Origin of the sequence: Enterococcus sp. DIV0806c, assembly GCF_051710905.1 — a bacterium.
In the GTDB taxonomy this organism is placed as follows: Bacteria; Bacillota; Bacilli; order Lactobacillales; family Enterococcaceae; genus Enterococcus_B; species Enterococcus_B mundtii.
In genome coordinates this window covers 2,493,212-2,519,248 of sequence record NZ_JBIOLO010000001.1, presented here as the reverse complement: position 1 = coordinate 2,519,248, position 26,037 = coordinate 2,493,212, and the positions used below count along the sequence as shown (strand labels likewise).

The following is a 26,037-nucleotide window of genomic DNA, read 5'->3' as shown; positions in this document are numbered from 1 at the left end:
AACAAACAAGAAAGGAAGAAATCAGATGAAAAAAGCGTTGTTGATCGTTAACCCTAGTTCTGGAGGAGAAAAAGCAAAAGAATATGACGAGATGGCAGAAAATAAATTGCGTACGCTTTTTGAGGAAGTCCAAGTTTTGCATACTGAAAAAAGTGGTGACGCGACGGAATTTGCTCGTGAAGGCGCGGTAGAGAAAGTCCATAGTGTCTTTGCAATGGGTGGTGATGGCACGGTAAATGAGGCAATCAGCGGTCTCGCAGAGCAAGAAGAACGACCAAATTTTGGCTTTTTCCCTTTAGGAACAGTAAATGATTTGGCCCGAGCATTGAACATGCCGATCGATCCAGAGGAAGCCATCCAACAATTCTCGATCGAACACACGAAACCTTTAGATATCGGCAAGATCAATGATCAATATTTTATGAACGTTGTTGCGATCGGAACGATTCCAGAAGCAATCAATGACGTTGATCCTGAAAAGAAAACCAAACTAGGAAAGATGGCTTATTTTATTTCTGGCTTCAAACAACTGACGAATACCCAGTCCTATACGTTCCGTGTGGAAGCCGACGGCGTAGAGGAAGAAATCGAAAGTAGCACACTGCTGATTGGTTTGACAAACTCAGTCGGTGGTTTTGAGACACTCTTGCCAGAGGCAGAAATCAATGATGGCAAGCTACACTTTGTGTACTTGAAAGATCGTTCATTCATAGATACTTTAAAAGCAGTGCCTGATTTGATCAAAGGGGTCGATGCGACAACGGAGAATCTTGCTTACCAGACCGCAGAAAAATTAGTGATTGCTTTAGTGGACGAAGAAGAACTGGCAACAAATATCGATGGGGATGAAGGAACAAAACTTCCAGTAACGATCCAAGTATTACCATCACATTTATCTGTTTATTGTTAGAATCAAATTAAGCAAAATCAACTAGACCAACTACCTAAAACCATGAATATGAAAGATAAAAGATAGAAAAGGGCGACTCGGTGATGAAACAAATCAACCGAGTCATCCTTTATTTTTTGCGTTTTTTTGTAAATATTGGATGAATTTGTTAAGAGGATTTCTTGAAGGTTTTATTTATTTCAAAAAAAAACGCAGGTATACCAAGGTGTCGGATGATCAAAGAAAAGAGATCTTGTTTTACAAATGATTTACAATCTTCATCTACTCCTATCGTGAAGTCCATTAGAAATTTACATTGAGTCCATAAAATGAAAGATGTACCAAATAAAAAACAAGGGAGTTTACCACACATGTTTTGGAATAAAAGACGATTGAAAGTTATTAGTGCGATGTTTTTCATGACCGGTTTATTTTTATTAGCTGGGTGTAATTCCAATGCTCAAGCAGATGGCGAAAGCCAGAATTCTGCCGAACCAATCAAGATTGCTTTTTATCCCAATGAATCAGCAAGTGAATTTGAACAATCAAGAAATGAGATCCAAACGATCGTATCGGAAGCAACAGGTAGAGATGTCGAGATCGTCATTAGTACAGATTATAATATCGTGATCGAATCGATTGCGAACGGACAAGTAGATTTAGCGTATATGGGACCAGATGGCTATATTGAAGCCAATCGCAAAAATGAAAATGTTCAAGCGATTTTAACAAATTCGGGTGCAAGTGGCACTCTGGAAGATGCTGTTTATTATAGTTTTATTGTCGTCAATGAAGAAGATACAGCGGAGTATCAAGAGGGTGATGGCTATACGTTGGAACCGATTGAAGGCAAAACGTTTTCCTTTGTCTCTAATTCTTCCACTTCTGGGTTTAGAGTACCGAGTCAAGCAATCGTTGACCAATTTGGACTTGGTAGTTCGGATGAATTGATCATTGATGGTGACTTCTTCAATAAAGTACTTTTCGGAGGTTCTCACCAAGGTTCTGCGGTGAACTTACTTAAAGGCGATGCAGACGTAGCGGCATTTATGAACATGGCTCAATATTTTGATGTCGTGGAAGGTGAAGAAAATAAAGCGGGTGTCGTTTACCAAGTAAAAGCAGATGCAGAGGCACCATTTGATACAGTAAGAGGCGAAAAAGTACGTGTGATCCATTCGATCCCAGTGTTAAATGGACCATTTGTTGTCAACAGAGATAATCTGGATGAAGAAACAGTCGATAAAATCACTCAAGCCATGATGAGTGAAGAAGTGACGAATAATGAAGCGATCTTTTCACCAAAAGACTCAGAATCTGTGGGTCTATATCAGAAAGAAGCGGATGAACAATTCGTTGAAGTCACTGATAGTTTCTATGACCCACTTCGCTAAGAAGTAGAAAGGACGAGCCATGCTATTACAAGTAGACTCGATTTCAAAAACCTATAGTAACGGGAAACAAGCGTTAAAGGACATTTCCTTTCAACTAGAAAAAGGAGAATTTGTTTCGATCATCGGACCATCAGGTGCAGGAAAATCCACGATTTTGCGTTGTATCAATCAGTTGATTTCTGCGAATGAAGGGGTTGTTCTCTTTGAAGATGAGGACATGCAACGTCTAAAGAAGAAGCCTTTACGCTTAAAAAGAAGAAGAATCGGTATGATTTTCCAGCATTATAATTTAGTCAGTCGCCTCACAGCTGTTGAAAATGTCCTTCACGGTAGACTTGGATACAAGTCTGCTGTGAAAGGCTCGATTGGTGTCTACAATGAAGAGGAAAAACAGGAAGCCTTCGATTTGCTAGAAAAAGTCGGATTATCAGAGTTTGCTTACACACGTTGTGATGAATTGAGTGGTGGACAAAAGCAACGTGTTGGGATTGCCCGAGCATTGATGCAACGTCCTGCGTTGATCTTATGTGATGAGCCGATCGCCTCCTTAGACCCCAAATCTTCAAAAGTCGTTATGGATTATTTACGGCAAGTGACGAAAGAATTAGATATTGCTTGTCTAGTGAATCTTCACCAAGTAGAAGTTGCGATCGATTATTCCGATCGGATCATTGGCGTGAATAGTGGCAATGTCGTGTTCTCTGGAAACCCAGATGGACTGACAACAAATCAAATCAATCAGATTTATCAGTCTGATGAATTGTTAGTATAGGGAGGGCTTGGATGGATAAAACACTGAATCAAGATCTCTTTCGTAAAAAGAAGCAGTTTTTATTTGTGGCACTCTTTAGCTTTGTTGTCGTGTACATTGCCTTTTCACAATTTGTTGGCTTTCAATTTGGTGCAGCTATTGCGGCGATTCCCCAGAGTTTTTTCTGGTTGTTCACCAATTTTATCCCAACGGAAAATTCGATCCAATCTTTGCCATTGATCTTATCTAAATTACTTGAGACGGTTTTGTTGTCGATCACAGCAACGATGACTGCCACAGTATTTTCATTGATTACGGCAATCATTGGTTCAGAGACAACTGGCCTGAATAAGGGAACAAAAACAGTGGCGCGGGTCTTTGCTAGTTTTTTTAGAAATATCCCGATTGTGGTTTGGGCAATGGTCCTACTGTTGAGTTTCAAACAAAATGAATTTACTGGTTATTTAGCCATCACCTTTACAACGTACGGTTACTTGACGCGCTCGTTTATGGAAACGATCGATGAAGTGGCAGGAAGTATCACAGAAGCGATGACGGCGACTGGTGCTTCTTACTTTGCGATCATTTTTCAAGGCGTCTTACCGATGGTCTTTGGTCAGCTGATCAGTTGGATATTGTTCATGATCGAAAACAACATCCGTGATGCAACATTAGTCGGCATATTGACCGGAACGGGGATTGGTTTTCTGTTTGACCTCTATTATAAGAAATTTCGCTACGATATGGCAGGAATGGTCATCTTGACGATCGTCATCATCGTGATCGCACTGGAACTTTCGTCCAATAAAATTAGGAGGATGATTCATTGATATGGCCCAACGACAAAGTGAACTTGAATTAGCGGTGACAGAAACCGTCTTAGCCCAACCGACAAAAATCAGACGAAATGCTAAAAAGAAAATCCGGATTCGCGTGTGGAAAACCTATCGGATCGTCCCTTGGGTCTTGTTTACGCTACTGACTAGTATATCGATCTACACCTTATTCACGATGAATTATGGAGAGGTCGTCTTGCTGGATGCGACGCGACAATTTTTTACAGACTTGCAACGGATTTTTCTCCAGCCAAGACTCTCAGGACGTTTTCCCTTTGAAGCATTGCTTCAAGCATTAGGTATGACTATAGGTTTAGCAGTGATCACCACATTGCTCGGTGGAGTGACAGCTTTCTTGATGGCATTGTTTACAGCAAGGAATATCAGCCAGCCGGGCATATCAAACGCGATTCGAACAGTAATGTCATTCATCCGTGCGGTTCCAACGATCTTGTGGGTCATGATTTTCTCGATCTTGATTGGATTGGGTGCGAATGCGGCAATCATTGGCATGTCTTTTCACACGATTGCTTATCTGACAAAGGTCTTTTCTGAGAGTATTGAAGAAATCGATTCTGGTGTGATCGAAGCATTACGTGCGTGTGGGGCAAGTTGGTGGCAGGTGGTGTTCCAAGCAATTTTACCTTCTTGTATGACCGCTTTGCTTTCTTGGTTGTTCATCCGTTTTGAGATCAACTTTACTAATGCGATTGCCGTAGGTGCCGCCGCAGGAGCGGGTGGTTTAGGGTTCCAACTTGCGATGACAAGTAGTTTTTATTTTGATTTTCATGAGATCGGCGTATTAGTGTATATGATTTTAGCAGTAGTTGCGATCTTAGAAGTCGTGGCGATCAGACTACGAAAAAAATATATCATTCACGCTTGATTGAGATGAAATTGACTGGAAAAAAGGAGAGGAGAACGTCGAGTGAAAGCAGATTTGCATGTCCATAGTTACTTTTCAGATGGCAGCAGTTCACCAGAAGAACTACTCAAATTAGCATTGAAGCATCATATGAATATCCTGTCTGTCGTAGATCAAGATACCTCGGCGGGATTAGCTCACATAAGACAGGTCTTCGCTCCTTCCCCAATCAATTTTATTGAAGGCATCGAAGTGACCGCTTATGATTTCAAACGCCGGCAACAGGTACATATCTTAGGGTATAATCTACTGAATTATCAGTATATCGAACAGTTATGTGAACCGTTGCGTGCGGCGCGAACAAGAAATACCTTACGTCAGTTGAGACGTATCCAAACTGAAGGATTTCGTATCAAAGAAGAGCAGGTGAGACAGTTTGCGAAACAGGCGACCGCTCTTTACAAACAACACATCATGTCTGCGTTGATCAAAGCAGGATACGATACATCGATTGATGGACATCTTTACCGTAAATTATTCAAATATAATGATTTTGGTCAAGAAGAGGCAGAAATGATCGATGTCTACGAAGTGATCCAAGCAATCAAGCTCGGCGGCGGGATGTCCGTCGTTGCCCATCCGGGAAAGCTCGACAGTTTCGAGTTGATCCCTGAGCTGGCTTCGTTTGGGATTGATGGTATCGAAAAATATCATCCAGAACATAGTTTGAAAGATCAACGAAAAGTACAGGAATTAGTTGATCGTTTCAATATCCACTGTTTTGGAGGATCTGATTTTAAAGGGAAGAACGGACCAGATTATTTTGGTGAGTGTGCCATGGCTAATGTTCGTGAATTTCCTGACGAGTTATTACTCGATGCACAGATGAAAGCAAACTAAACATTATTTTCTTTTTTATCCTATATTTTATTTAGCCCCCCGGCTGAAAAGACGGTCTTTCCATTCGTGCGATCATCCTTGCACGTGTTGAAAGACCGTTTTTTGTGTAGGTAAAAAGTATCTAGTACGCCATTATTGTCTAAAATGGAAGAAACGGAGTTCAAGAAGGGACACTTCAATAATAAGAGGTTACTTCTGTTCCCGCCGTTTATTCGGGTATAGGTGGGGGAGGTGAACGAATGTCCCATTCCCTGATCAGTGTGAACCGTTACTTCAAGACAGTGGTTTTTTGTTTTCTAGTGTTGTCAATCTAACGCAGCAACAAATCGTTGAGTGATTTCTTGTGGGCGGGTAATGGCGCCACCAACCACGATACCAGCTACACCTAACGCTTGGATTTCTTTCGCTTGTTGGGGTGTGTGGATCTTTCCTTCTGCAATCACACATACATCGGCTTCAAGAAGTCGTTTGATCAACTGCACATCAGGCCCTTCTGTTTCTTCACTTTCTTCGGTATAGCCGCTTAATGTCGTCCCAACAAAATCGATCCCGGCTTTATAAGCATTGATTCCTTCTTCAAAGGTCGCAATATCTGCCATAAATAATTGATGAGGATATTTTGTTTTGATTTGTTCAATGAATGCGTTGATCGATAAGCCGTCATGTCGCTTGCGCAACGTGCAATCAAGTGCGATCACTTCGACACCAGTTGCGACTAATTCATCCACTTCTTTCATCGTTGCAGTGATAAACGGTTTTTCAGGTGGATAATCCCGTTTGATGATACCAATCATCGGTAAATCAACTTTTTCTTTGATCTCTAAAATATCTCTGACTGAATTTGCCCGAATACCGACTGCGCCAGCTTTCTTTGCAGCTAGTGCAAAATAAGGCATCAAGCCACCTTCTTCTGAATAAAAAACTTCGCCAGGTAATGCTTGGCAAGAAACGATCAATCCATGACTGATTTGTTCTAAAAATTCTTGTTTGTCCATTTGTCAAAAACTCCATTCTGAAAACAATAGTAAGCCATTTCTACCAAGAAATATAGCATCCGCTTTCATGAGTGTAAAGAGAAAGGGCTCTATTCACAGCACCTTCCATTGGAAAAATCATTCGTTTACAAAAGAAGGATCAAAATTTCTTCGCATATACTGAAAAAGTTCTTGATTTTTTCTTGGATTTTGGATATGATTTTAACAATTTAGGGTGATTTAAAGAAAAGGGGAAGAAAAATGACGAAGTATCAACGAAAGGTATTATTATCAACATCGGCGGGTATTGCTTTAGAAAATATGGATATTATGTTTTTAGCTTTTTCATTATCTTCAATGATCGCAACTTTTAATATTAGTGGAACGCAAGCAGGGTTGATTGCAACAATCACTAATTTAGGGATGCTCGTTGGAGGTATTTTTTTTGGATTGATGGCGGATAAATATGGGAGAGTCAAAGTATTTTCGCAAACAGTCATTTTGTTCTCAATTGCTTCTTTACTCATGTATTTTGCATCGAATATTTATCTTGTTTATCTGTTTCGTTTTATCGCAGGAATCGGCGCTGGTGGGGAATACGGCGCATGTATGTCTTTGATTTCTGAAAGCTTTTCAAAGAAACAAATCGGGCGTGCATCTTCTGTCGCTGCAATCGGCGCACAAGTTGGTGCAGCTTTGGCAGCCATCTTAGCAGCGGTGATCATTCCTTTGTTTGGCTGGAAAATGCTTTACGTCATCGGTGTCTTGCCGGTCTTGATGGTTTTATTTATTCGAAGAGGGCTAAAAGAACCAGAGGCATTTGAAGAAACAAAAGAAACTGGGAAAAAGACAAAGCTTAGTCATTTGTTCCAAACGAAACACATGGCATGGCAAACGACAGGTCTTAGTCTGATGGTTACTGTACAGATTGCCGGCTACTTCGGATTGATGAATTGGTTGCCTTCAATCATGCAGGCACAATTAGGTCTATCAGTATCGGGGTCCTCTTTATGGATGATCAGCACGATTTTAGGGATGTCATTAGGGATGATGACGTTTGGGATCATCATGGATAAAGTTGGTCCAACCCTCGCATTTGGCTTGTTTCTGATTTGCTCCTCTTTGTCTGTCTTTTTACTCGTACTTGCACACAGTCAATGGAGTTTAGTTGCGGCAGCAGTAGTCGTAGGTTACTTCATCAACGGAATGTATGGTGGTTATGGAGCGATCATCAGTAGTTTGTATCCAACAGAGATCCGTGCGACAGCGAATAACTTTATCATGAACCTAGGACGAGCAGTAGGCGGTTTTTCATCGATCGTGATCGGCTTTCTAATGGACCATTATAGTTTGACGGCTGTTATTCTATTTCTGAGTGGAATTTATTTAATCAGTTTCCTTGTCTTGTTGACTTTATCAGGAGTAAGAGATCTGAAAACAAGTTTACAACAATAGTAAATGGATCAAAGGGATATTCTAACATATGATTAAATTGAGGCTGTGATAGAAGCGTCTTGACCTGAACAGTAAGAAAAAATTGAATAATAGTTATTCATATTTTACAATTGTCTAACTTATTGTTGAAGGTCAGCTTCTGGAACACCGTTTATTCGATTTTAAAGGGCAGAAGATGACTAGTGTCTCAGGCCCATTACATAAAATACGTACCTATGATTTGTAATAGCAAGGCATTGAAGAAACTCAAGTTGTCTTTTATCCTTGATGAAAAAATAATACGCATATTTTCTCCACATAATAAAAAATATAAAACATTATTAAAATAAGTCTAAACTATTTTTACTTTAAACATGGTATGATTAATTTAGCTTGATTTAAAAATAGGAGAAGATCAATGGAAAAAAGCATGGAAAAAATCAATCAATTTAGAGATGATCGCAATTGGCGACAATTTCATAATGAAAAAGATTTAGCAATTTCGATTTCTTTAGAAGCCTCAGAGTTATTAGAGTTATTCCAATGGAAGCAACCAGAAGAAGTCACCACCACTCAGCTTGAACGAATCAAAGAAGAACTAGCAGATGTGTTGATATACTCTTATATGATGGCCGACAATCTAAATTTAGATATCGATACGATCATTGAAGAAAAATTAGAAAAAAACAATCAGAAATACCCAGTAGAAAAAAGTAAAAACAGCAAAGAAAAATATACAGAATTATCATAGGAAGATAAGCGTGGAAGGTGGAAGATACATGAAAAAAAAAGGAAGAGCCAAAAAGTGGCTGGTCAATTTCCTATTGTTTCTACTATTATTAGTAGGATTAGCCTTGATCTTTAATGAACAGATCAAAGATTTTTTTGTTAAAAATACGGGAGATGCGTACGCTATTTCTAATGTGACTCGTGATGATATTGTCAAAAATAATCAAAAAGAGGCAAACTTTGATTTTGATTCAGTTGAATCAATGAGTTCAGAAGCGGTGTTAAGAGCCCAATTGAATCGACCAGATCTACCAGTCATTGGAAGTATCGCCGTCCCATCCGTCTCGATCAATTTGCCGATTTTTAGAGGGTTAGATAATGCAAACTTATTGTACGGTGCCGGAACATTAGACCCAGATCAAGAAATGGGGAAAGGCAACTATGCCTTAGCAAGTCATCGTGCCAACAATCCGGAATTACTTTTTACTCCGTTAGAAAATCTAAACTTAGGTGATAAAATCTATATCGTCGATTTGGAAAACGTCTACACGTACAAAGCGACATTCAAAGAAAAAGTCGACCCTTCGGCAACAGAATTATTGAACATCGAAGAAGGAAAAGAATTGATCACCTTGATCACTTGTGGTGATATGGATGCCATTACACGCCTAGTCGTCCAAGGAGAACTTGAAAGCATCACACCAATGAAAGAAGCCACCCAAGAAATGAAAAACGCCTTTGACATGCCAACGAGAACGTTTTAGGTAAGGTTGTGAAAAAGCCGTTCAGCTCCAAGTAATAAGGGCCTCCCTGAGAAAATAGTTTTCTATATTTTCTCAGGGAGGCCCTTATTATCGTAGGAGTTGGCTTTTGAACACTGTTTGTCAAGGTTATGAAAGAAGCGATCAGCACTAAGGCATAAGACAGAAAAATTGAAAATGGCTTTTTCATTTTTGATTTTTTTGGCTTATGACCGAAGTGTTGCTTCTTGAACACCGTTTATCAAGGTTGTGAGAAAAACGTTTTGATCTGAGCAGTAAGATAGAAAAAAGCTTTTCATATTCTGATCATCAACATCACAATAGAGGAAAAAGGATAGAAATGGCTCGTTCATTTCTATCCTTTTTCGTTGCTCTCATCGCTTGTATATTGGATTCATTGTGTCAAGATGCTTAAAGTTATTCACCTTTTAAAAAAAATAAAAACTATGAAAAGGGTTGCATAACAAATGTGATAGTGGTATAGTAAACGTAGTTAATCAATGGATTGTTACTGTTCGGCAGGCAAAACCAGAATTCAGCTAGTAATTACGGGCGGATTCTAGGTTTTTTTATTTTTTAGTTGGGAGGTCGATGTAGATGGTCATAGAAAAAGTCTTGAATAATAATGTTGTCATTTCAAAAAATGAATTAGGCGAAGAAATCATCTGCATGGGAAAAGGTCTTGCTTTTCAAAAAAAATCAGGCGATACGATCTCTGAAGAATCGATCCAAAAAGAATTTGTGCTAAAAGATTCTTTTACTACGCATCAGTTCCAACAATTGATGGCGGATGTCCCATTAGAAGAGGTCGATCTTGTGAAGCAGATCGTCGACCTTGCCGAAGAACAACTAAACATCCAATTATCGCCAAACATCTATTTGACACTGACCGATCATATCCATTACGCGATCAGTCGAGCAAAGGAAAACATCGAATTACCGAATCCTTTATTATTTGAAACAAAAAAGTTTTATCCTAAAGAATATCGAGCAGCCAAACAAGCCCTTCAACTTGTTGAAGAAAAGCTCGGTGTGACTTTACCAATGGATGAAGCAGGCTTCATAGCCTTTCATTTTGTCAATAGTGAACAGGGAAATGGCGACATGCAAGTAACGATGGCGGCAACGAAAATGGTGCGAGATATCCTAAGTATCATCAGTAAATTTTTCGGCATCGCCTTTGACGAAGATTCCTTGAATTATCAGCGGATCATTACACATTTACAATTTTTCACACAACGATACTTAAAAGATGAAACTTCGGATGAGAAAGATGAATTTCTTTATGCGCTTGTCCAAGGAAAATATCCAAAAGCATTTCGCTGTGTGGAACGGATCAATGAATACCTGATACAAACACAGCAAAAAGAGATGGGACCAGGGGAACAAATCTACCTGACGATCCACATCCAACGTGTAGTAACTGAAAAACAAACCCAATCATAAGGATTGTTACTGGATCAAGCAGGCAAAACCTAGATTGAAAATATGGACACGTCTAATCACGTGACCGTTTTTTCAATCTAGGTTTTTTATTTTTATCAAAAAGAAAGAAGGAAAGAATATGGATAATCAAGCAGTAGGACGGAGAGTCTGGGAAGCCGTAGGTGGAGAAAAAAATGTTAATAGTTTAGTGCATTGTGCGACCAGACTGCGTTTCAAATTAAAAGATGAATCAATTGCAGATACGCAGAAATTAAAAAATGACCCCGATGTCATCCAAGTCGTTCAAAGTGGCGGACAATATCAAGTCGTGATCGGCAGCAATGTGTCTGATGTCTATCAAGCAATTGTGGATGAACAAGGCTTAGGAGAAGGGGCAAGTTCAGAAAGTGAGGATACTAGTAAAAATCCTTTGAATCGCTTGATCGATATTATTTCAAGTATTTTCACTCCATTCTTAGGTGCCATGGCAGCTGCTGGGATTTTGAAAGGTTTCTTATCACTGGCGACAGTTCTCGGTTGGCTGGCAGCAGAGAGTGGCACTTACCAAATCTTGTTTGCAGCAGCAGATGGGGTCTTTACTTTCCTACCAGTGATGTTGGCCTTTACAGCCGCGAAGAAATTCAAGACCAATCAATTTTTGTCAGTAGCAATTGCGATGGCATTAGTTTATCCAACGATCACGCAATTAGCAGGATCAGGTGTTGCAGTTGATTTCTTTGGTCTTCCAGTGATCTTGTCTCAATCAGGCTATACTTCTTCTGTTATTCCAATCATCTTAGCGGTTTGGGTACAAAGTAAGTTTGAGCCACTTGTGAAGAAAGTTATTCCACAATTTCTACAAATGATTTTTGTACCAATGATCGTCTTGTTAGTCATGGTGCCTTTGACATTCTTAGTATTAGGACCAATTGGAACCGTTATCGGTAATGCTTTAGGTGGGTTGTTCAATTCGATTTATAGCTTCAGTCCATTAGTTGCTGGGGTTATCATGGGTAGCATGTGGCAAGTGTTGGTTATGTTCGGGATGCACTGGGGCTTTGTACCAATCATCTTCTTGAATATCGAACAATATGGCTTTGATGTTTTGATGCCAATGCTTTTACCAGCAATTTTGGCACAAGGTGGTGCAGCATTAGGTGTAGCTTTACGTACGAAAGATTCAAAATTACGCTCATTAGGGATCTCTTCAATGATTACTTCGTTCTTTGGAATCACTGAACCGACTGTTTACGGTGTGACGTTACCTTTGAAAAAACCATTTATCGTTGCCTGTATTTCCGGTGGAATTGGTGGAGGAATCATCGGGTTTGCTGGCGTAAAAGCATTCTCTAGTGGTTTGATCAGTTTACTGACCATCCCAACATTTATCAGTACCGATCCAGCGCTTGAATCGAGTGTAACCATGGCGATCATCGGTACAGCAGTTGCTTTTGTTCTTGGTTTTGTCGGTACTTACTTGATTGGTTTTGATGAAGAAGTACAAGATGAAAAATTAGAAGCAACAGAAACAACAACAGGGGATACGATCAGCACAGCACGTCAGAATTTGAAAAGTCCATTGACTGGAAAAGTCTTACCACTGACAGAAGTACCAGATAAAGTCTTCTCTTCTGGGGCAATGGGAAAAGGGATTGCAATCGATCCTGAGAAGGGCGAATTAGTTGCACCGGCAGATGGCGAAATCACGACGATTTTTCCAACAGGTCATGCAGTTGGTTTGACAACCACAGATGGTGTAGAGATTTTGATGCATATCGGAATGGATACTGTCGAATTAAACGGTGAAGGATTCTCAACATTTGTGAAACAAGGAGATAAAGTAAAAGCAGGGGACTTGCTTGTCCGCTTTGATATTGAGAAAATAAAAGCAGCAGGCTATAGCGTGATCACCCCTGTAGTCGTAACGAATACCGATCACTTTGCAGATGTGTTAGAACTTGATCAACAAGAAATTATTGCTAATGAAGATTTTCTGGCAATTGTAAAATAAAAGGAGGAAAACAATCATGACAGCACGATTCAAAAAAGACTTTTTATGGGGTGGCGCAACAGCCGCAAATCAATTAGAAGGTGCTTTCGACCGCGATGGAAAAGGCTTATCTGTCGCCGATGCAATGCCTGGTGGCAAACAACGTTTTGCAATCATCGGAAGCGAAGAATTTGATTGGACGATCGATGAGGAGAAATACCTTTATCCGAATCATCGTGGAATCGAACATTACGATCACTTCAAAGAAGATATTGCATTATTTGCAGAAATGGGCTTTAAAAGTTATCGTTTCTCCATTGCTTGGACACGAATTTTCCCCCAAGGTGATGAGCAAACACCGAATGAAGCGGGCTTAGCTTTCTATGATGAATTGATCGATACTTGCTTGAGTTATGATATCGAGCCAGTCATTACGATTTCTCATTATGAAATGCCATTACATTTAGCAAAAGAATACGGTGGGTGGAAAAATCGTCAGTTGATTGAATTTTATGAACGTTTTGCTCGCACCGTGTTAGAACGTTACAGCAGCAAAGTGAAATATTGGATGACGTTCAATGAAATCAATTCAGCTTTCCATTTCCCAGCATTGAGTCAAGGATTGGTCAAAAGCAATGGCGCAAGTGACTACCAAAATATTTTCCAAGCATGGCATAATCAGTTTGTCGCTAGCAGTAAAGCGGTGAAGATCGCACATGAGTTGCGTTCGGATATCCAAGTAGGCTGTATGATCATTTATGCAACGACCTATAGTATTGATGCAAACCCGATCAATCAAGTGGCTACATTGATCCAAAATCAAGAGTTCAACTTCTTCTGTACAGATGTGCAAGTTCGCGGCGAATATCCAGCCTATACAGCACGTACGTATAAGAAATATGGTGTGGACGCGGAAAAACTAGAACAAACAGAAGAAGATTTCCAATTATTAAAAGAGTATCCAGTGGATTATATCGGGTTTAGTTACTATATGTCATCAGCTATCGATGAAACCAATCCAGATGCCGATACATCGAATGGAAACCTACTAGGCGGCGTGAAGAATCCATTCCTTGAAGCAAGTGAGTGGGGCTGGCAAATCGACCCTGAAGGATTGCGCGTGGCGTTGAACGAATTATATAACCGCTATGAAAAACCACTGTTTATTGTTGAAAATGGCTTGGGTGCGATCGATAAAGTGGAAGAAGATGGCTCAATCAATGATGATTATCGGATCGATTACTTGCGTCGTCATATCGAAGCAATGGCTGAGGCAGTTGCTGATGGGGTTGATTTGATGGGCTACACACCATGGGGCTGTATCGATTTAGTTAGTGCATCTACAGGGGAAATGAGTAAACGCTATGGATTTATTTATGTCGACCTTGATGATGAAAGAAATGGGACGTTAGCACGTACCAAGAAAAAATCTTTTGACTGGTACAAGGCAGTCATTAAAACGAACGGCGAAGAATTAGGATAAATAACGACTGGGCCATTTTTATAGAAAGGCCTTTCACCACAAAAGTCCTTACAAATTTAATGATTGTTTGAAATTTCTGATAAAATTCTCCTTGTTTTTATAATCGGCAATTATGTTATTAAAACAAGGATATAACAAAGGTACGAAAAAAGTAGGGTAATAAGCTTAGACGTTTTGTTATGTCTAAGCTTATTATTTGTACATAGGTAGACCAATTATCAATATTTCTATTCTTTTTTTTGTTTATTTATGTTATTCTTTTACTAACATAAAGGTGAAAGGTGAAGCTATGAAAAGAACGCGTGTATTATATTTAGAAGTAGCAGACAAGATCAAAGAGGATATTTTTTCAGGAAAGTATCCGGTGGGGAGTATGTTACCGACTGAAAATGAGTTAGAAGAATTGTTCCAAGTGAGTAAAATCACTGTGCGAAAAGCCATCGAGTTATTAGCTACAGATGAATATGTCGAAAAGAAAAGTGGTCGGGGAACGACAGTATTAAGCAATCGTCCTTACAATCGTTTATCTAAAGCCGAAAGTTTTACTCAGATCTTAAAAGATTCCCAATACGAGGTTCGCAAAGAAACGATTGGTTTAGAAAAAATCAGTATCAAAAAAGATCATCCATTATATTCGATGTTTGGTTCAGCTGCGGTATGCTTCAAGCGTTTGTACTATTTAAATGACCAACCATATATCTATTTTGTTCACTATTTACCAAAAGACATGAATAAAATGAAACAAAAAGAATTTGATAAAGAATCTTTGTACCGGTTGCTCACACAGAACAATCACATTATCGACTCTTTTTCAGATGACTTTTCTGCTACGTTTTTAACAGATGAAGAAAAAGCACTATTAAAGACGACTTCAGAAATCGGGATCAAGCGTGTACGTCGATCAACGACGGAAGATCGAGAAGTAGTCGAGTATTCAGAGGCAATTTATCATACGGATCTACATCCTTATCATATCAACTACGAAACATAGACAATCGCAATGAGGTCGGGGCAGAAGTGTGTAGCCTCGAGAAATAAGGCGTCATCCATGAAAATTGTTCTTCAAATTTTTGTGGATGGCGCCTTGTTTCTCGAAGAGGTTACTTCTGTTCCCGCCGTTTATTCGGTTTCAGGTGGTGGGAGAGGCTGATTGTCTCAGTCTCTTTTTGTCAGAATAATCATATATTTTAATGAAAATGTTTACATTATATCATTAATATGTTATCTTTTATTTAAACATTATAATGTTTAAATAAGGGGGAGTAACAAATGGATAAATTTGTAGGGTTGATCGAACAAAAAATCATGCCTGTTGCGAATCGGATTGGTACACAGCGTCACATGACAGCGATTCGAAAAGGAATCATTGCGACGATGCCATTAACGATCGTTGGTTCATTTTTTACGATATTGTTGAACATCCCGATTGCGTCGGTCGCGGCAGTCATTGAACCATATCGGGCAATTTTAGATATCCCATTTCGATATACAGTGGGGATCTTAGCTTTATACGCCACATTTGGGATTGCCTCTTCATTAGCAAAGAGCTATCGTTTAGATTCATTAACTGCCGGTATTTTAGCTTTGATGTCCTTTCTGATCGTAGCTGCGCCACCAACTCAAGTGTTGGAAGATCTTGAAGGGATAACCGCTGGACGCTATATCAATATTGCAAATCTTGGTTCAGGTTCTTTATTTGGGGCAATCGTAACAGCGATTTTGACTGTAGAGATCTATCGTTTCTTTATTGAAAAGAAAATCACGATAAAAATGCCAGATGGTGTGCCGCCAGAAGTGACGAATTCATTTGTTGCATTGATCCCAGGAGCAGTGATCTTGATTTTCTTTTGGGTCATCCGTCATTTGCTTGGCTTTGACTTGAATGGTTTCTTGAGTCAATTGTTGATGCCACTTAAAGGCGTGTTAGCAGGGAACAGTTTATTTGGTGGACTACTTACGGTTTTCTTGATTTGTTTCTTCTGGGTATTAGGGATTCATGGACCGGCTATCATGGGACCGGTGATTCGTCCGTTTTGGGATATCTCGATTGCTGAAAATATCGACGCATTCAATGCAGGAACCAATGCACATGATATGCCAAATATCTTTACAGAACAATTTTTACAATGGTTTGTCTGGATCGGTGGGGCAGGTACGACCCTTGCATTAGTCGTACTGTTCATGTTTTCCAAATCCAAGTATCTGAAAAGCTTAGGACGTTTGTCGATCCTTCCCGGTTTATTCAATATCAATGAACCAATGATTTTTGGGGCACCGATCGTCATGAATCCAGTATTAGGCATCCCATTTATTGTCGCACCCTTAGTAACGACAACGATTTCTTATGTCCTTACGGTAAGTGGTTTAGTGCCAATGATGGTGGCACGGTTGCCTTTCGCGATACCAGCGCCATTTGCGGCTTGGATGAGTACCAATTGGAGCGTCGCTGCGGGTGTCTTAGTCGTGTTCAACTTCTTTATCACTTTAGCGATCTATTATCCATTCTTCAAAGTATTTGAGAAACAACAGCTGGCACAGGAGAAAGAAGAAGAACAAGCAGAGCAAGCCTCTGTCCAGATCACAGATGGTATCACGAACGAGTAAATAGAAAAGAAAGCAGGAGTTAATATGAAACGTTCACTAGGAATCTCTCTTTATCCTGATCACAGCAATCCGCAAGAAGATCGTGCCTATCTCGAAATGGCACATAAATATGGATTTACTCGAATTTTTATGAGTATGCTAGAAGTGACGGAGGGAACAGAACAAGTCAAACAGAAATTTCAACAATTGATCGAATACGCTGCATCACTTGGGTTTGAAACGATTTTAGATGTCGCACCATCGATTTTCGAACAGTTGAATATTTCATATGATGACATGAGTTTCTTTCATGAATTGGGTGCAGATGGGATTCGTTTAGATTTAGGCTTTGATGGCCGAAAAGAAGCGCTACTGACTTACAATCCTTACCAGTTAGCAATTGAATTGAATATGAGCAATGATGTGGCTTATTTAGAAAATATTTTGAGCCATCAAGCGAATACCCCTTTTTTATACGGGTGTCATAATTTTTATCCTCAAGCAGGAACTGGACTTCCTTATGAATTTTTTGAAACATGCAGTCGCCGATTTAAACGCCAAGGCATCCGTACTGCCGCTTTTATTACTTCTCAAACGGGCACAATCGGTCCTTGGGATGTGAACGATGGCTTACCAACATTGGAAATGCATCGCCAGTTAGGTGTTGTTCCAGCGGCTAAACATTTATTTGCGACTAATCTTATCGATGATGTCATTATCGGCAATGCGTATGCTTCAGAAGAAGAGTTGCAAGCGTTAGGTGCAGTTGATCGGTATCAGACTGTTTTTGCTATTGAGTTTCTTCCTCAGACCAATGAAGTCGAACGAACGATCGTCTTAGATGAGCAACACGTTCGCAGAGGAGATATCACGTCGCAAGTGATCCGTTCAACAGAAGTGAGAAAAACGTATCAAGCTGATGCTAATCCTCCTCATGACAATGAAGAAATGTTTCAAGTGGGAGATGTCGTTGTTGGAAATGATCGCTTTGGGAAATATAAGAATGAATTGCAGATCGTATTAACGCCACATCAAGATCCAAGAAAAAATAAAGTGGGTGCCATTGTGGCGGATGAACAACTGTTACTATCCTTCGTCCACCCTTGGTCAAAATTCAAATTTAAAGAAAAGTAGGCGTTTGTCATGTTTGATTTAATTATAAGAAACGGCAAGGAGTTAGGCAAAGAACCTGTTGATATCGGTGTGAAGAACGGCAAGATCGCCTTGATCAGTAAGTACATCGAAGAATCCGGGAAACAAGAACTGGTACTTACAGATGAACAGTATCTCTCTGCAGGGTGGATCGATGATCATGTCCATTGTTTTGAAGAAATGACATTATATTACGACTATCCCGATGAAATCGGTGTGGATAAAGGGGTAACCACGGTCATTGATGCTGGAACGACAGGTGCGGAAAATATCCACACATTTTATGAACATGCAAAGCAAGCAAAGACAAATGTTTTTGCTTTACTGAATATTTCAAAATGGGGAATTGTGGAACAAGATGAGTTGGCAGATTTATCAAAAATCCAAACAGATCTGGTTCATCAAAAACTAACAGAATTGCCTGATTTTATTGTAGGACTAAAAGCTCGGATGAGTAAAACAGTCGTGGGGGAAAATGGGATCACGCCTTTAAAGTTAGCAAAAGAAATCCAAAAGCAAAATGCTGGATTACCATTAATGGTCCATATCGGTTCTGCGCCTCCACGTTTAGATGAAATTTTAGCGCATATGGGAAAGAATGATGTGATGACCCATTGCTTCAATGGAAAGCCTAATGGCATCATTGATCCAGCGACCAATGAAATCAAATCCTTCGTCAAAAAAGCCATTGCTGATGGTGTGGTGTTCGACATTGGACATGGGACCGATAGTTTCAATTTTGATGTGGCAGAAACTGCGCACCATGCGGGAATCAAAGCCGATTCGATCAGCACAGATATCTATATCAGAAATCGTAAAAATGGTCCGGTATATGATTTAGCAACGACGATGGAGAAACTCTACGTTGTCGGTTATTCTTGGCAAGAAATCCTTGAAAAAGTGACCAGCGCACCAGCTAGACAGTTCAACCTAGGGACAAAAGGCAACATCAAAGAAGGCTTTGATGCAGACTTTACGATTTATAAGTTTCTCGATCAAGAAAAGCAATTGACGGATTCGAATGGCAATGCACGAACGATCACACAGCAAATTATCCCTGTAAGCGTTATTATTGGAGGTGTCAGTTATGACTGTGAATCATGAGAAATTCGGCTTGAATGAAGTGATCAATGCTTCTGGTCGAATGACGATCTTAGGCGTGTCCACTTTGAGCGAATCGGTGTTAGAAGCCCAGCGTTTTGGGGGCGAACATTTTTTTGAAATGGCTGAATTGATGAAGAAAACCGGTGCATACTTGGCAAAACAATTAGCAGTAGACGATGTTCAAATCGTTTCTTCCGCATCTGCTGGAATCGCTCAATCCGTTGCTGCGGTGATCGGTCAAGGATCGATGTATCATGTACATCACCCTTATGACGAAACGATCAAACGCAGAGAAATCATTTTACCAAAAGGTCACAATGTCGATTACGGTGTGCCAGTGGAATTAATGATCCAACAAGGAGGTGGGCATGTCATTGAGGCAGGGTATGCCAACCAATGTACACCTGACCACATCGAGGCGATGATCACCGAGCAAACAGCAGGTATTTTGTACATCAAAAGTCATCATACCGTACAGAAAAGTATGTTGGATGTGGCAGAAGCGGTAACAGTGGCTAATAAATATGAACTGCCTTTGATCGTTGATGCAGCAGCCGAAGAAGACTTACTTAAATATACCGCATTAGGCGCTGATCTAGTGATCTATTCAGGTGCCAAAGCGATTGAAGGTCCAAGTGCAGGGATGGTGATTGGTAAAGATCCGCTCGTTTCTTGGGTTCGTCTGCAATCACAAGGCATTGGTCGATCAATGAAGATCGGCAAAGAAAATGTTTTAGGCTTTGTCCAAGCAGTCGATGATTATTTGATACATGGTAGTGAATCAGGTGAATCGATGAAAAAAAGAGTTCAGCCATTTGTCGAAGCACTTGAAAAGTTGCCAGGTATCAAGGCTAAAGTCGTCCAAGATCCAGCTGGGCGAGAAATCTATCGTGCCAGCATCCAAGTCGTTACAGGCTCTGCCAGAACGATCATCGAGCAGCTAAAAGCAAAAGCCCCAGTCATTTATACCAGAGAGTACCAAGCGAACAACGGGATCATTGAGTTCGATATTCGCTCAGTGACGCAAAAAGAGATGGAACAGATCATCCAACGTTTAAATGAAATCTTACAACCAAAGGAGTAATCATGATGTCATTGACCCCAAATTATCTTGAAGATAGAATCTGTTTGAATGTGCTAGCCAATTCTGTCGAAAATGCAAAAGAATGTTATGAAGCAGCCGAAGGGCATATCTTATTAGGTGTTTTATCTAAAAATTATCCGAGTGATGATGCAGCTATCACAGACATGAAAAAATACCAAGAAGCAACGAGTAATGCGTTATCGATCGGCTTAGGAGCCGGCGATCCAAAGCAAAGCCAGATGGTGACTCGCTTGGCGAAAGTATTACAAACGCAACATGTCAACCAAGTTTTCACAGGTGTTGGCGCTTCTCGTGCGGTCTTAGGACAGTCAGACACGATCGTCAATGGTTTAGTTTCTCCGACTGGAAAAGAAGGATACGTCAATCTTGCAACTGGTCCTTTAAGTAGCCAAGGCCCTGCTGCGATGGTGCCGATCGAAACAGCCATTCGTTTGTTACAGGATATGGGTGGAAGCTCGATCAAATATTTTCCAATGAAGGGATTGGCGCATAAGAAAGAATATGAAGCTGTTGCAGCAGCTTGTGCAGCGTTTGATTTTTATTTAGAGCCAACGGGTGGAATCGATTTAACGAATTTTGAAGAAATCGTTCAGATTGCATTAGATGCAGGAGTCAAAAAAATCATCCCCCACGTCTATAGTTCGATCATTGATCCAGAGACAGGTGATACTCGACCACAGGAAGTCCGTCAGTTGTTGGCTATGATGAAAAAATTAGTGAAAACAGGTGAGTGACCATGAAAATCGGTGCATTTGGTGAAGTGATGTTGAGGCTGACACCCCCTGAATATCTGATGTTGGAACAAACGCACACTTTGCGTATGGCTTATACTGGAACAGGTGTGAATCTAGTTGGTAATCTAGCACATTTTGGAGTGGAAAGTTACTTGTTGACGGCACTACCAGCCAATCGTTTGGGAGATGCAGCGTTAGCTAATTTGAAGAGTTTAGGCATCAATACCTCCTATGTCATTCAAAAAGAACAACATATCGGCACTTATTTTGCTGAGATGGGCTATGGGATCAGACCAACAGAAATTACCTATCAAAATCGTAAAAATAGTTCTTTCGGTTTAGCTACAGTGGCTGATTATACCATCGAGGACTTTATCGATACAGTTGATTTAGTCCACATCTGTGGCATCAGTTTGAGTTTGAATGAGCATTCAGCGGAAGTGGCACTTGCTGTAGCAAAAACAGCGCATAGGAAAGGGAAAAAAGTTTGTTTTGATTTTAATTTTCGTCCGAGTCTAAACCAAGAGCCAGATAAAAAAAGAGTGATGAAGGAACGTTATCAAGAAATACTGCCCTATTGCACGGTCATCTTTGGTTCTGTTCGTGATTTGTCTGAATTGTTAGAGAGGCCAATGGACCTTTCCAGTCGTTCTGCCAAAATTCGTTCGTTTCAAGAATTTTTAAGTGATTACCAAATCGACTGGTTTGCTGGTACGACACGGCAATCAACCAGTGAAAAGAAACAACTAAGTGGCTATCTGATGACTTCGAAAGAATGGATCGAAACAGAAGCGTATCCACTGGATAGTTTAGATCGTATCGGAGCAGGTGATGCCTTTGCTGCGGGGATTTTATTAGGCTATAGTGAGAATTGGTCATTGGATCGAACCGTCCAATTTGCATTAGGTAATTCACGCTTAGCCCACACGATCCAAGGGGATGTGCCACTGACGACCAGAAAGCAAGTGGACCAATTATTGACGCATCCAACGATTGATTTGAATCGATAAAATAAGTTATACAAAAAACTGGGCGAAAAATGGTACAGTTTTTCGTAGCTTTTCAGATTCGCTTGACTCTCTATCTGGGAATCAGTATCATAAATGGCAGATAGAAACAGTCAAATAAAAAAGGCCCCCCAATTTTTAGTGGCAGCTAAAAATTGAGGGCTTGAGTAGTCAACGCATTGACCAATCAAGTTTGCCATAGTCAATGGAAACCATCGACCGAGTTCATTGTATCGAATCTTAAAGGAGATTGCTAGCTTTTTTGTCGATTAAATGAATAAAATGTATGGGCTTTTATTTACTGTGCCAAAAGAGGAGGGACAATCGTGCCCTCTTCTTTTTTGTCCAACACGTATACCCAAGGACGATTGATCAAACAGTAAGTCTGAAAGAACAAGTAATGATCCACAACATCGTTTATTGCTTTTTTAAATGCTTTCTTATCAATGATCAAGGCAAGTCATGCGTTTTGACCTCATGGATCGTTTGACTGTTTTCTATCTTCTATCGGATCAGCCGTTGAGAATTTGTTGATCGATACAAATAAAAATAACAAAAGAAACAAAATGGATTTCTTTCTTCAACAGAAGTCAAATGTTATTCGCAAGAAAGTCGAAAGAAAGAGAATATCACAAAGTAAGACCATACGTTTTTTTAGTTTTTAGTTATTTAAAAAATGGTATTAAAACATAATATATTGAAATTTCACCCGAAGACAAAACACTATATATAGTGTTTTTTATTTTGCATAACACTAAAATACAACTAAATCTAGTCTTTTATTTTAAAAAAACAAGAGTAGAATAAGGGTAGATCGATTAGTAAGGATGTGTTTTTTTTGAAGTTGACTATTTTTTGTGGTTCACGTTTTGGGCAAGATCAGAAGTATCTTCTGTTAGCTGAAACGATTGGAAAATATATGGCAGAAAAACAAATTGAATTGGTTTATGGTGGCTCAGATTCGGGTATCATGGGTGTTTTTAGTCGTACGATCTTACAAAATGGCGGACGAGTAACAGGGATCTATCCAGTCGGGCTATTTTCTGAAGAATTACCAAAAACAGATGTTACCACGTTTATACCAACGGAAACGATCGATAAACGTAAGGAACTACTATTCGAAAAAGGGGAGGCAGTGCTGGTGTTTCCTGGAGGACTAGGTACACTCGAAGAATTTTCGCAGCTACTCTCCTGGATGGCGATCGGCTTGATACCAGAAAAACCAATTGGTATCCTTGATGTTCATGGGTATTATTCAGGATTGAAAGAATTGATTGGGAATTTCGCGAGAGAAGGATTTATGGCTTAGAAATGGCTCAACCATCTTTATTTTTCAAATGATCCTTTTGAGCTGATCAATCAATTATGTGCAACAGAAAAACAAACGAAATCAATGATGCAGGAGATTAAATAATGAGTTATATTTATTTAGCAGGACCTTTCTTTTCAGAGGAACAAATCGAGCGGATTGCTCAGGTTGAAAGGGCATTGACTGCCAATCCAACGGTGGATAGTTTCTACTCACCAAGACACCATCAACACAGTAATTATGAGATGTTTAGTGGCGGCTGGGCGCAAGAAGTCTACGAGAGAGACATGAAAGAACTTGCCTCGGCAGAGCAAGTCGTAGCAATCCTAGATTTTGAACATCAGACGATCGATCCTGGCACTGCCTATGAATTAGGCGTTGCCACGATGATGGACAAACCGATCATCATTTTTCAAGAAGAAACGGTACCAACTAATTTGATGATCACACAAAGTTTACATTCATATGTAAAAACGTTCGAAGCGATCCAAGCATATGATTTTAAGATGTTACCCAAAAGTGCTTATAAAGGCGAATATTTATAGAATGAGAAGGGATTAGATGTCAGTGATATTGATTTCAGGAACAATTGGCGCAGGAAAGAGTAGTTTGACCGATATGCTTGCCAAAAAGATTGATTCAACACCTTTTTATGAAAATGTAGAGGACAACGAGGTACTACCTTTGTTTTACTCTAATCCAGAGCAATATGCGTTTTTATTACAAATCTTTTTTTTGAATAAACGATTTTTAGCTATGAAAAATGCATTGAACCATGATGATAACGTATTGGACCGTTCGATTTATGAAGACAGTTTATTGTTTCATCTAAATGCTGATCTAGGTCGTGTGTCAGATATTGAAGTCCAACAATACGATAACCTCTTAGATACGATGCTTCATGAATTAGATGATGTTGCACCTAAAAAAAGACCCGATCTACTCGTGCATATCAAAGTCTCTCTTGATACGATGTTGGCACGAATCAAAAAACGTGGGCGAGACTATGAACAATTGGATAGTGATGAAACGCTTTATCAGTATTACCGCTCATTGAATGAACGGTATGATCAATGGTACGAAGACTTTGATGTTTGTCCAAAAATCCAAATAGATGGTGATGCCTTTGATTTTGTTGAAAGACCTGAAGATGCACAAGTCGTGATAGAGCAGATCCAAGCAAAATTAGCTGAATTAGAAGAACAGCAGTCTGGAAGTTACTATACCGACAATCAACATGTTAAAGGACAGCAATTAGATTCGTCAGGTGCTATGTAAGGCGAGACAAAAGCAAAATTCGCTTTTGTTTTCAACCTGTAACTGAATAAATGCTGGAGCTAGAAGCTATCTCTTAGAAAATAAGGCAACAACTACAAAAAAAGGAAGAATGATTTTTGTAGTTGTCGCCTTATTTTTAGAGACTAAACACTTCTGTTCCGCGCTCTTTTTTTTAATTATTTGTTTCTTTGTTCGACTCTTCTCGGTTTGTAAAAAACTCAAAAGGTTGATTCGAACCCTCGATCATTTTATGGCAATGGTCACAAAAATTGGCTCTTCCTTGGTCGTTGATCTCTGTGTGTACATTTTGGTTCGTCGTACAGGTACAGTAATCTTGAGTATTTGCTGTCTGCATATTCTTTCTCCTTAGTATATCAAGTGCTTCTTTACTATAGCAGAAACACAGGATAGAAACAAAATTAATTAAGAAAACTTAGAATTTTTAGCGATTAGCACGTGTCAGAAAATTGACTCATCATTGTGGGCTTTCATAGTGAAAAATGGCTAAAAGATGCACGATCTAATGAAAAGAAACATGAGTGGGACAGCATATTCTAAAACTGAATAAACGGCGGAATAGAAGTTACCGCTTCGAAAAATAAGGTACCATCCACAAAAATTAGAAGAACAACTTTCGTGGATGGCGCCTTAATTTTCGAGGTTAAACATTTCTGTCTCGACTGTTGCTTTTATGTTGTGCACTCACACTATAACGTATAGATATTACCTTCTTCATCTTCTATACGAAAATTACCGATTTTTCTAAAATGAAAAGTCTGAGTCGAACCGTCTTTTTTACCAACAATCGTATACTCCTCATTTTCAGTTGTGATCTTGACATCGGTTAACACGATTTTCTCTGGAGATGCGTTTGCTGTATCAGTTTCAGACTCAGCATATGTTCGTGTCCATTCCATCGTGTCATCTTTAAATTTGATCTCTGCATTGGCAAGGTCCATGTTTTTTCGGACCTTCAGTGTATAGGTGCTATTTGTTATATCAGATTTATCCGCCTGAAAAGTGGTCGTATTCGTTGTTTCTTCCGTTGAGTGATTTGATTGATTACAGCCAGAAAAAGCGAATAAGGCAAAAATCAACGAAAAGTAAATCAATGTTTTTTTCAAAATAATGCCCCCAGTTGATTGGATAAAGTGATTATACCATTGAATCCAGCAACATGAAATAAATGGCTACAAAAAGTAAGTTTTTGAAGCGATTGGTGTTTTAGAGTGGTTCTAGGAGAAGTTTGCTGGGAAGTAAAGTAAACATTTTTAGTCTCATTGATTCAATTTTATTATTTATCTTAATTGGTCTAGTCTTTTTTGGGAAAACGG

General features: G+C 39.6%; 24 protein-coding genes and 1 pseudogene. 22 read left to right on the top strand and 3 right to left on the bottom strand.

Features of this window, described 5'->3' with window-relative positions:
- Nucleotides 1-25: 25 nt before the first annotated feature.
- The 6 genes from IGK77_RS11775 (at nucleotide 26) to IGK77_RS11750 (ending at nucleotide 5,635) form a co-directional block, all read left to right on the top strand.
- A complete protein-coding gene (locus IGK77_RS11775) occupies nucleotides 26-910 on the top strand; it encodes a diacylglycerol/lipid kinase family protein (RefSeq protein WP_438713202.1) in 885 nt (294 codons plus the stop codon).
- A gap of 350 nt (nucleotides 911-1,260) precedes the next feature.
- Nucleotides 1,261-2,283 (top strand): phosphate/phosphite/phosphonate ABC transporter substrate-binding protein, encoded by a 1,023-nt coding sequence (locus tag IGK77_RS11770; protein ID WP_071867229.1) that lies wholly within the window; start codon nucleotides 1,261-1,263, stop codon nucleotides 2,281-2,283.
- Nucleotides 2,284-2,302: 19 nt separating this feature from the next.
- Entirely contained in the window at nucleotides 2,303-3,055 is a 753-nt protein-coding gene (phnC, locus tag IGK77_RS11765) for a phosphonate ABC transporter ATP-binding protein (RefSeq protein WP_074799839.1), read from the top strand.
- An 11-nt stretch (nucleotides 3,056-3,066) separates the two neighbouring features.
- Nucleotides 3,067-3,864, top strand: a complete 798-nt coding sequence (locus IGK77_RS11760) for an ABC transporter permease subunit (RefSeq protein WP_074799840.1) — start codon at nucleotides 3,067-3,069, stop codon at nucleotides 3,862-3,864.
- 1 nt (nucleotide 3,865) lies between these two features.
- Nucleotides 3,866-4,756: a PhnE/PtxC family ABC transporter permease gene (locus tag IGK77_RS11755; protein ID WP_074799842.1), complete on the top strand. Its 891-nt coding sequence runs from the start codon at nucleotides 3,866-3,868 to the stop codon at nucleotides 4,754-4,756.
- A 42-nt stretch (nucleotides 4,757-4,798) separates the two neighbouring features.
- Complete coding sequence (locus tag IGK77_RS11750; protein ID WP_074799845.1) at nucleotides 4,799-5,635, top strand: PHP domain-containing protein; 837 nt, start codon at nucleotides 4,799-4,801, stop codon at nucleotides 5,633-5,635.
- Between the two features lie 305 nt (nucleotides 5,636-5,940).
- On the opposite strand, the gene IGK77_RS11745 is transcribed toward IGK77_RS11750, so the two are convergent.
- Nucleotides 5,941-6,630 (bottom strand): N-acetylmannosamine-6-phosphate 2-epimerase, encoded by a 690-nt coding sequence (locus IGK77_RS11745; RefSeq protein WP_019722477.1) that lies wholly within the window; start codon nucleotides 6,628-6,630, stop codon nucleotides 5,941-5,943.
- 240 nt (nucleotides 6,631-6,870) lie between these two features.
- Here IGK77_RS11745 and IGK77_RS11740 point away from each other — a divergent pair, with 240 nt between their 5' ends.
- The 16 genes and pseudogenes from IGK77_RS11740 (at nucleotide 6,871) to IGK77_RS11665 (ending at nucleotide 24,703) form a co-directional block, all read left to right on the top strand.
- Nucleotides 6,871-8,064 (top strand): MFS transporter, encoded by a 1,194-nt coding sequence (locus IGK77_RS11740; protein WP_074799848.1) that lies wholly within the window; start codon nucleotides 6,871-6,873, stop codon nucleotides 8,062-8,064.
- Nucleotides 8,065-8,461: 397 nt separating this feature from the next.
- On the top strand, nucleotides 8,462-8,794 hold the full coding sequence (locus tag IGK77_RS11735; protein WP_074799850.1) for a nucleotide pyrophosphohydrolase: 333 nt from the start codon (nucleotides 8,462-8,464) through the stop codon (nucleotides 8,792-8,794).
- Between the two features lie 28 nt (nucleotides 8,795-8,822).
- Nucleotides 8,823-9,536, top strand: a complete 714-nt coding sequence (locus IGK77_RS11730; protein ID WP_071867197.1) for a class A sortase — start codon at nucleotides 8,823-8,825, stop codon at nucleotides 9,534-9,536.
- 594 nt (nucleotides 9,537-10,130) lie between these two features.
- Nucleotides 10,131-10,979 (top strand): BglG family transcription antiterminator LicT, encoded by an 849-nt coding sequence (gene licT, locus IGK77_RS11725; protein ID WP_071867196.1) that lies wholly within the window; start codon nucleotides 10,131-10,133, stop codon nucleotides 10,977-10,979.
- Between the two features lie 118 nt (nucleotides 10,980-11,097).
- The gene (locus IGK77_RS11720; RefSeq protein WP_074799856.1) at nucleotides 11,098-12,969 is read left to right on the top strand and encodes a beta-glucoside-specific PTS transporter subunit IIABC; all 1,872 of its coding nucleotides are present in this window, start codon (nucleotides 11,098-11,100) and stop codon (nucleotides 12,967-12,969) included.
- Nucleotides 12,970-12,985: 16 nt separating this feature from the next.
- A complete protein-coding gene (locus IGK77_RS11715; protein WP_074799858.1) occupies nucleotides 12,986-14,431 on the top strand; it encodes a glycoside hydrolase family 1 protein in 1,446 nt (481 codons plus the stop codon).
- 289 nt (nucleotides 14,432-14,720) lie between these two features.
- Nucleotides 14,721-15,422: a GntR family transcriptional regulator gene (locus IGK77_RS11710; protein WP_010734698.1), complete on the top strand. Its 702-nt coding sequence runs from the start codon at nucleotides 14,721-14,723 to the stop codon at nucleotides 15,420-15,422.
- A 278-nt stretch (nucleotides 15,423-15,700) separates the two neighbouring features.
- On the top strand, nucleotides 15,701-17,035 hold the full coding sequence (locus IGK77_RS11705) for a PTS sugar transporter subunit IIC (protein WP_071867193.1): 1,335 nt from the start codon (nucleotides 15,701-15,703) through the stop codon (nucleotides 17,033-17,035).
- A 24-nt stretch (nucleotides 17,036-17,059) separates the two neighbouring features.
- Nucleotides 17,060-18,148, top strand: coding sequence for a DUF871 domain-containing protein (locus IGK77_RS11700; protein WP_071867192.1), 1,089 nt, complete (start codon nucleotides 17,060-17,062; stop codon nucleotides 18,146-18,148).
- Between the two features lie 9 nt (nucleotides 18,149-18,157).
- Entirely contained in the window at nucleotides 18,158-19,270 is a 1,113-nt protein-coding gene (locus IGK77_RS11695) for an amidohydrolase/deacetylase family metallohydrolase (protein WP_074799861.1), read from the top strand.
- Nucleotides 19,254-20,354 carry a DgaE family pyridoxal phosphate-dependent ammonia lyase gene (locus tag IGK77_RS11690; protein ID WP_074799864.1) on the top strand — a complete coding sequence of 367 codons (1,101 nt, stop codon included), beginning with the start codon at nucleotides 19,254-19,256 and terminating at the stop codon, nucleotides 20,352-20,354. The genes IGK77_RS11695 and IGK77_RS11690 overlap by 17 nt, the downstream gene beginning before the upstream one ends.
- A 5-nt stretch (nucleotides 20,355-20,359) precedes the next feature.
- Nucleotides 20,360-21,109: a 2-dehydro-3-deoxy-phosphogluconate aldolase gene (gene dagF, locus IGK77_RS11685; protein ID WP_074799867.1), complete on the top strand. Its 750-nt coding sequence runs from the start codon at nucleotides 20,360-20,362 to the stop codon at nucleotides 21,107-21,109.
- A 2-nt stretch (nucleotides 21,110-21,111) separates the two neighbouring features.
- Nucleotides 21,112-22,119: a sugar kinase gene (locus IGK77_RS11680; RefSeq protein WP_074799870.1), complete on the top strand. Its 1,008-nt coding sequence runs from the start codon at nucleotides 21,112-21,114 to the stop codon at nucleotides 22,117-22,119.
- Between the two features lie 835 nt (nucleotides 22,120-22,954).
- Nucleotides 22,955-23,530, top strand: a pseudogene (locus IGK77_RS11675) (TIGR00730 family Rossman fold protein).
- Nucleotides 23,530-23,970 carry a nucleoside 2-deoxyribosyltransferase gene (locus tag IGK77_RS11670; protein WP_071867187.1) on the top strand — a complete coding sequence of 147 codons (441 nt, stop codon included), beginning with the start codon at nucleotides 23,530-23,532 and terminating at the stop codon, nucleotides 23,968-23,970. The pseudogene IGK77_RS11675 and the gene IGK77_RS11670 overlap by 1 nt, the downstream one beginning before the upstream one ends.
- Nucleotides 23,971-23,986: 16 nt before the next feature.
- Nucleotides 23,987-24,703: a deoxynucleoside kinase gene (locus IGK77_RS11665; protein WP_438713199.1), complete on the top strand. Its 717-nt coding sequence runs from the start codon at nucleotides 23,987-23,989 to the stop codon at nucleotides 24,701-24,703.
- A gap of 172 nt (nucleotides 24,704-24,875) precedes the next feature.
- On the opposite strand, the gene IGK77_RS11660 is transcribed toward IGK77_RS11665, so the two are convergent.
- Together IGK77_RS11660 and IGK77_RS11655 are read right to left on the bottom strand one after the other, a co-directional pair.
- Entirely contained in the window at nucleotides 24,876-25,058 is a 183-nt protein-coding gene (locus IGK77_RS11660) for a hypothetical protein (RefSeq protein WP_071867185.1), read from the bottom strand.
- Nucleotides 25,059-25,410: 352 nt separating this feature from the next.
- Nucleotides 25,411-25,827, bottom strand: a complete 417-nt coding sequence (locus IGK77_RS11655; protein ID WP_071867184.1) for a hypothetical protein — start codon at nucleotides 25,825-25,827, stop codon at nucleotides 25,411-25,413.
- Between the last annotated feature and the right edge of the window lie 210 nt (nucleotides 25,828-26,037).

Coding starts and splice junctions, on each gene's coding strand:
- IGK77_RS11760 (WP_074799840.1), top strand. CDS start 3,067: ATGGATAAAACACTGAATCAAGATCTCTTTCGTAAAAAGAAGCAGTTT.
- IGK77_RS11735 (WP_074799850.1), top strand. CDS start 8,462: ATGGAAAAAAGCATGGAAAAAATCAATCAATTTAGAGATGATCGCAAT.
- IGK77_RS11665 (WP_438713199.1), top strand. CDS start 23,987: ATGTCAGTGATATTGATTTCAGGAACAATTGGCGCAGGAAAGAGTAGT.
- phnC (WP_074799839.1), top strand. CDS start 2,303: ATGCTATTACAAGTAGACTCGATTTCAAAAACCTATAGTAACGGGAAA.
- IGK77_RS11705 (WP_071867193.1), top strand. CDS start 15,701: ATGGATAAATTTGTAGGGTTGATCGAACAAAAAATCATGCCTGTTGCG.
- licT (WP_071867196.1), top strand. CDS start 10,131: ATGGTCATAGAAAAAGTCTTGAATAATAATGTTGTCATTTCAAAAAAT.
- dagF (WP_074799867.1), top strand. CDS start 20,360: ATGTCATTGACCCCAAATTATCTTGAAGATAGAATCTGTTTGAATGTG.
- IGK77_RS11715 (WP_074799858.1), top strand. CDS start 12,986: ATGACAGCACGATTCAAAAAAGACTTTTTATGGGGTGGCGCAACAGCC.
- IGK77_RS11670 (WP_071867187.1), top strand. CDS start 23,530: ATGAGTTATATTTATTTAGCAGGACCTTTCTTTTCAGAGGAACAAATC.
- IGK77_RS11720 (WP_074799856.1), top strand. CDS start 11,098: ATGGATAATCAAGCAGTAGGACGGAGAGTCTGGGAAGCCGTAGGTGGA.
- IGK77_RS11660 (WP_071867185.1), bottom strand. CDS start 25,058: ATGCAGACAGCAAATACTCAAGATTACTGTACCTGTACGACGAACCAA.
- IGK77_RS11770 (WP_071867229.1), top strand. CDS start 1,261: ATGTTTTGGAATAAAAGACGATTGAAAGTTATTAGTGCGATGTTTTTC.
- IGK77_RS11690 (WP_074799864.1), top strand. CDS start 19,254: ATGACTGTGAATCATGAGAAATTCGGCTTGAATGAAGTGATCAATGCT.
- IGK77_RS11775 (WP_438713202.1), top strand. CDS start 26: ATGAAAAAAGCGTTGTTGATCGTTAACCCTAGTTCTGGAGGAGAAAAA.
- IGK77_RS11710 (WP_010734698.1), top strand. CDS start 14,721: ATGAAAAGAACGCGTGTATTATATTTAGAAGTAGCAGACAAGATCAAA.
- IGK77_RS11730 (WP_071867197.1), top strand. CDS start 8,823: ATGAAAAAAAAAGGAAGAGCCAAAAAGTGGCTGGTCAATTTCCTATTG.
- IGK77_RS11680 (WP_074799870.1), top strand. CDS start 21,112: ATGAAAATCGGTGCATTTGGTGAAGTGATGTTGAGGCTGACACCCCCT.
- IGK77_RS11745 (WP_019722477.1), bottom strand. CDS start 6,630: ATGGACAAACAAGAATTTTTAGAACAAATCAGTCATGGATTGATCGTT.
- IGK77_RS11755 (WP_074799842.1), top strand. CDS start 3,866: ATGGCCCAACGACAAAGTGAACTTGAATTAGCGGTGACAGAAACCGTC.
- IGK77_RS11695 (WP_074799861.1), top strand. CDS start 18,158: ATGTTTGATTTAATTATAAGAAACGGCAAGGAGTTAGGCAAAGAACCT.
- IGK77_RS11740 (WP_074799848.1), top strand. CDS start 6,871: ATGACGAAGTATCAACGAAAGGTATTATTATCAACATCGGCGGGTATT.
- IGK77_RS11700 (WP_071867192.1), top strand. CDS start 17,060: ATGAAACGTTCACTAGGAATCTCTCTTTATCCTGATCACAGCAATCCG.